At 44.9% G+C, this 6000-nt stretch carries 6 protein-coding genes; 1 reads left to right on the top strand and 5 read right to left on the bottom strand.

The features are described 5' to 3' along the window. The 5 genes from ABIO93_RS17350 to ABIO93_RS17330 form a co-directional block, all read right to left on the bottom strand. On the bottom strand, positions 1 to 1267 hold a 1267-nt coding region (locus ABIO93_RS17350), incomplete at its 3' end, for a TolC family protein (protein WP_348069873.1). A 65-nt stretch (positions 1268 to 1332) separates the two neighbouring features. Then, a complete protein-coding gene (locus tag ABIO93_RS17345) occupies positions 1333 to 1944 on the bottom strand; it encodes a TetR/AcrR family transcriptional regulator (RefSeq protein ID WP_348069871.1) in 612 nt (203 codons plus the stop codon). 181 nt (positions 1945 to 2125) lie between these two features. Then, on the bottom strand, positions 2126 to 4234 hold the full coding sequence (pta, locus tag ABIO93_RS17340; RefSeq protein WP_348069869.1) for a phosphate acetyltransferase: 2109 nt from the start codon (positions 4232 to 4234) through the stop codon (positions 2126 to 2128). A gap of 24 nt (positions 4235 to 4258) precedes the next feature. Continuing rightward, positions 4259 to 5302 carry an FAD:protein FMN transferase gene (locus ABIO93_RS17335; protein ID WP_348069868.1) on the bottom strand — a complete coding sequence of 348 codons (1044 nt, stop codon included), beginning with the start codon at positions 5300 to 5302 and terminating at the stop codon, positions 4259 to 4261. Between the two features lie 99 nt (positions 5303 to 5401). After that, positions 5402 to 5587, bottom strand: a complete 186-nt coding sequence (locus tag ABIO93_RS17330) for a hypothetical protein (protein ID WP_348069866.1) — start codon at positions 5585 to 5587, stop codon at positions 5402 to 5404. A 225-nt stretch (positions 5588 to 5812) separates the two neighbouring features. On the opposite strand from ABIO93_RS17330, the gene ABIO93_RS17325 reads away from it, so the two are divergent. After that, positions 5813 to 5959: a hypothetical protein gene (locus ABIO93_RS17325; protein WP_348069864.1), complete on the top strand. Its 147-nt coding sequence runs from the start codon at positions 5813 to 5815 to the stop codon at positions 5957 to 5959. Positions 5960 to 6000: the final 41 nt, after the last annotated feature.

The following is a 6000-nucleotide window of genomic DNA, read 5'->3' as shown; positions in this document are numbered from 1 at the left end:
TCAGTAACTGTACCAATGAAGTCAGATAGTTGCTCTGTGCGTCCAGCAGGCTATTTTCGGATTGAATGACATCGGTCAGCGATACGGTACCCTCTTTAAATTGCAGCTGGATCTGTTTGTAAACCCGTTCTGCCAGCGCTACCTGATCTTTCTTGGCGTTAATGTTCCTTTGCTCTACCCCAAACTTGTTTCGCGCATTGGCTTCCTCCATTTGAATCGACTCTTTCACCTGTCGCAGCTGCACATTCAGCTTCTCCTTATCGATCTGGTTCTGGCTTCTTTTAGCCCGTCTGGCAAGTCCGTCGAAAACACTCCAGTTCAGTTGCAAACCCGCCCGGTAACCCGGCACATCCTGAAAAGTAGAGTTCTCCCCGGCTTTGGCATAAAAAGCCATATTGGCCACTCCATAAGCATTTACGGTTGGAATAATGCCCGACTTAATGTTCTTGTCCTGCAACTCATTCAGATCTCTTTGTTTCTGCAAAAGTGCCACATCTGTACGCCTTGTTTCGTCAAATCCGTCCCTACCAGGCAGCGCAACACCACTAACGCTAATAGCTATACGCATTGAATCCGATTGCGGTGTACCAGTATAGTATTTCAACAAATTAACCAGCTGACTATAATTGTCTTTCAATGTAGCCAGCTGGGTTTCTGTTGTAGTCCTGTTGATGATAATGCGGTCTACGTCCACTCTCTGGCCTAATTTATTCTGATAGAGGAGGTTTGAAACTTTGTATAGGCGGTCCAGAGAAATGAGGTTACTGTCCAGAAAAGCCATTTGTTGTACGACGGTAACAAGGTTGTAATAAGCGTCCGTCACATTGTAGGCAACATCTTCTTTCGTCTTCACCGTACTTAATGAAGTTAGCTCACGATTCAGGTTGGCAGCTTTCAATGCGTACCTAACCGACGGATTGTAAAGATTCTGAGTCACTTGCGCCGTGGTCGACAAATTATACGGAAGACCGAACGCCAATGTGCTGTAAGATCCTTCCGGTCCGCCAAATGCGCTGGCTGGTACTACCTGGCCGGGAATCTTGAAATATCTCTTATAGTCACCGGATACGTTCACACTTGGCAAAAGGGCCGATTTCACTTCGTCAATTTTAGCATTGGTTTTCAGTTCGTCGAGTCGTGCAGATTGTATGCTGAAATCGTTTTTCATGGCCAGGTCAAGCAACTGGCTCAGATTGTAGTCCTGCGCATGCAGGCTTTGCGTCGCTAAAAGGCATAGCACGGCCAGTAAATGAAATTTGAATTTCATAGCAATGGGTCAAATAAATGTTTATTTTAAATGGTTGTTTAAACCGAGGGCAAAAAAAATCGCTATTATCCGATCACCAAATAATTGCAGATCATCTCTTTAACGTGTTCTTTTTGCGCCTCTGCATGAACATTAAATTCCTCTTCTGTCAGATTGAAAAGCTTTTTATGAATGTGCTTTCCTAAAAATATGAACTCTACATTACACTTAATAAGCGGTAAGATACTTTCGAGGTGCATAGGCCGTAATGTTCCGTTTGCTACCCCTTCCTCCAATTGCTGTGTGAAATAGGTATTCCGCATCTGATGAAAAAACGTCATGTCGGGAAACAAACGCTCCGGTTCTTTATGGATTTCATTGACAATGAAGATGACCAGGTCCGGTTCCTTTTTCATCATTTTAAAATCATTCTCAATCATTTCCGAGATTTTCGCCTTCACGTCAATCTTTTTGTTCAGAATATCAATGGTACTTTGAAAATACTCACTCAGAATGTCCCTGAAAATTTCCAGAAAAAGCTTCTCCTTGCTCCGGAAATAATAATTGGTCAATGCAATGTTCATATCGGCCTCCCGTGCAATGTCACGAGAAGTAGTTCCGTCAAAACCTTTTTTCAGAAAAACCCGTTTCGCCGCTTCCTTGATCTTATCCTCACTTTTTTCTGCTATGCACTTCACCTTGTTACCGATTAGGTTTGTTTAAATATCCAAAACAGGTGTTTCAGACTTAACGATTCAAAGGTTGGAAATAATTTTCAAAAGCACAAGCGTTTTAAATGAATAATTTAAACAACCATTTAAAATGCATATTTAAGCCTAGAAAATATTGACTTTATACAATTGCGCGCAGCCAATTGCATCAGTGCCTTTGACCTGCGTTCTCCTGAGATTGAATGGCCGTAATCATGACGGTATTAAAGATATCTTCCACCGTACAGCCACGGCTCAAATCATTAATAGGCTTGTTAAGTCCCTGTAACATAGGACCAATCGCCAACGCGCCAGTTTCGCGTTGCAATGCCTTGTAAGTGTTATTTCCTGTGTTCAGATCCGGAAAAATAAACACGCTGGCCCTGCCCGACACGTCAGGATTTGACAATTTCTGACTTCCTACAATCGGATCAACCGCAGCGTCGTACTGGATTGGCCCGTCAATTTTAATGTCCGGCCGCTTCTTTCTTACCAAAGCCGTGGCTTCCCGCACCCTTTCCACATCCTCGCCCTCACCGGATAGGCCCGATGAGTAGGACAGCATTGCGATGCGAGGCTCAATACCAAACAACTTACTGCTCTCTGCGGACGAGATCGCTATTTCCGCTAGTTCCTCCGCAGTCGGATTCGGATTGACCGCGCAATCTCCAAAGACGCTTACCCGTTCGGGGAAACACATAAAAAACACGGATGAAACGAGCGAAACCCCGGGTTTTGTTTTGATGAATTGCAACGCAGGCCGGATCGTATGCTGCGTGGTATGCACGGCTCCCGATACCATTCCGTCTGCATGGCCCTTGTACACCATCATTGTCCCGAAGTATGAAACATCCGTCATCAGGTCGCGGGCCATTTCTTCGTTCACATTTTTGGATTTTCGAAGCTCGTACAAAGTTTCCACATACGAATCATAGTTTTCGGAAGTAGCCGGGTCCACAATCCTGATTGCGTTGAGATCCAGGTTCAATCCGAGTCTTTTGAGCGAAGCAGCTATTTCGACGGGGTTTCCGAGCAGCGTCAGGTTTACAATATTCTGGCTGATCAACCGGGCCGCTGCCTTTAATATCCGGTCATCGTTACCCTCGGGCAACACAACGTGCTTTTTCTCGCTTTTCGCCCATTTCACGAGTTGGTACTGGAACATATGCGGGGTAATACCCTCCGACCTGAACGTGATGATCTTGTCGTCCAGCATTTTCATATCCACGTACTTCTCAAAAATATCAATGGCGAGCGTGATCTTCTTCTTGTTATCAGCCGAAATCCTAGAATGTATCGCCCCCACTCTCGTCGTGGTTTCAAAGGTTCCTTTTTGCACTGAAATCACCGGCACGATCGTTTGAAGACCTTCGATTAACCTTACAATGGGCTCCTCAGGCTCAGTTCCCGCAGTAAGCAAGATACCTGCCACTTTCGGATAATTAGCGGAGAGATTCGCCTGCAACGCACCAATGATGATGTCCCCACGATCACCAGGGGTGATGATCAGTACATTTTCTTTAATGTGATTCAAAAAATTCGGGAGCATCATGGCGCCCGTCACGAAATGGTCTACCTGGCTGGAAAGAAGGTTTTCACCGAAAAGAACCTTTGCGTCGAGTGCATCGGCAATCTCCTTCATCGTGGGGCTTTGCAGATTTTTGTCCCACGGAATGACCGTCAGCATGATATCTTCGGGTAACTGCATCCGCAGCAACGCTTGCACATCATCGACCTGCTCGGGTTTTACGCGGTTCGCGATGATACCCAGCACCTGCACCTCGCGGGACTCAAAATTGCGGAGTACATTCAGCGCGGAACTGATGATCTGCGTTGTGGACTTGTTTTCCCCATTGATGATCGTCAAAACGGGTGCTCCGAGATTCTTGGCGATAGCAGCATTGGTTTCAAACTCAAATGCTACCCCTTCCCCCAGAAAGTCACTCCCCTCGATGACCGTGAAATCATAAGCCTCTTCCAGTTTTTTGAATTTACCAATGATCGTGTTGATCATATCGCGCCAGTTCTCCGAGTCTGTCTGCTCCAACACCTCCTGCCTGCTGAACGCGTACGTATCCTCATAGGCGATCGGGAGAGAAAAATGGTTAAGGATCGCTTCAATGTGCTTATCCTTTGTACCGGGAGCCAGCTGGGAAATGATAGGTTTGAAAAAACCTATCTTTTTGGTTTTGGCAAGAAGCATATTCACCAGCCCCAGCGCGATCACCGATTTGCCGGCATAAGGCTCCGCGGAAGCTATAAAAATCGTTTTCGTCATAACCAGCTTTCAGTTAACCTGCATTTATTCAAGCATATTCCAGTCGGCAATGCGTTCGTCCTGCTTTTCCACCAGCCACACGCGACTGCCGGGGAAATGTTTCAGATAGGCTTTACTTTTATCAATTCCCGCTACGCTGAATGCCGTCGCCAATGCATCCGCAACTGTTCCGTCGGCTGATATAACCGTGGTCCGCACATGGAACAGCAAGCCTATACCTGTCTGTGGATCAACGATATGTGAGTATTTTATACCTTTGTATTCCATAAATCGGTAGGTAGGGCCGGACGTGGCCAGGGCTACATTCGAAAGTTCCATCGTTTTGAGTGAATCGCTGCCGTTGGAAATCGTAATGTTCCAGCCTTTCGTACCCGGAGGTGGATTGGTGAGCACTATTTTCCCGCCGGCGTCCATCATGGCAGACGTAATGCCCATATTTTTCAACACTTTAATGGCTTCCTCAGCAGCATATCCCTTTCCTAACCCTCCAATATCCAGCCGCATACCTTTTTGAGTCAGTAAAATGCGCTGTTTCGACTTGTCCATTTGCATTTTGGAATAACCCGTCTTTTGCAAAGCGTCCCGAATTTCGTCCTGCGACGGAAAAATTCCTTTCCGGGTTGCGTGTCTCCACATCTGAACGACCGGCCCTAGTGTAGCATCAAAAGCCCCGTCTGTTTTCTTGCTAATATCCTGGGAAACAGCAAGAATATCGAAGAGATCCTTGCTCACAGAAACCCATTTGCCACTACCCGACTGGGCCGAAAGCATGTTGATCTCACTGCCATCACGGTAGTCACTTAAAATCTCATTCAGTTTTTCAATTCTTTCAAATGCACGCTTAGCAGCAAGGTTGGCCAGTGAGTCGCCGGAGGCGTAAAACACCAGTTTAAAAGGCGACCCCATCATTCCTTTTTCAAAACTATAACGCACTTCCTGCCCATAGGTGTGGATTGAAAACAGGCATATCAGAATGGTAAGTTTCAGGGAGTTTAAAATAGCATTCATGTGGTAACGGAAGAAAACAGGGCTGAAAATTACTTCATTTTGCCCAATTACAGCCAGCAAAGTAAATTATGTTTTGAAATAGACAAGGCTATAAAAAGCAGCGAGGGTACGGATTGTGAATCCGTACCCTCGTATATCATTTTGATTTTCAGCAGAATATTATCCGTAATAGTCTAAGAGATTGTTCGGGTCAGCGTGATGATGCTGTGAACCCATTGCATCCTTCAACATACCCACTCCGATAAACGGAAGAGATACAATCGTTGAAATGATCATTGCCACAAACAGTATGGTTGCAAACAATAGCTTTCCGGAATAATATATGATGTTTGACAGGAAGTTCATAGTCGTACAGTTTATATGATATTTTTCATTGACAAAATTAAACAAATTCCCGTGCCAGACAAGAAAATATGGTGATTTAATTATATATTTAGATGATTTTCAGACAAAGACCTGTCATTTTCCTTGTTTAAGTAGTTGCATTTCTATGGTACGATAGTATAATTTTTCAATAATTATATTTATAGCAGAATTTATTCTACACATACACCACACACGAAGATTTAAATGAATCAAATCCTGATCACCATTCTTCGGCTCCTATTCGGATCCGTCCTCGCGATAGCCACCATTGTCACCACCACCATCCTCTCTCCCTTCGTTTTGACCCTCTGGATCTGGAAAAAATTAACGGATTTCACCTCCAAAAAATGAAGCGCAGGTTTCCATACTTTATATATTGCATTGGAACCGTC

It is taken from the genome of Dyadobacter sp. (assembly GCF_039919315.1).
Lineage (GTDB): Bacteria > Bacteroidota > Bacteroidia > Cytophagales > Spirosomataceae > Dyadobacter.
This window is presented reverse-complemented; position numbering and strand designations above follow the sequence as displayed.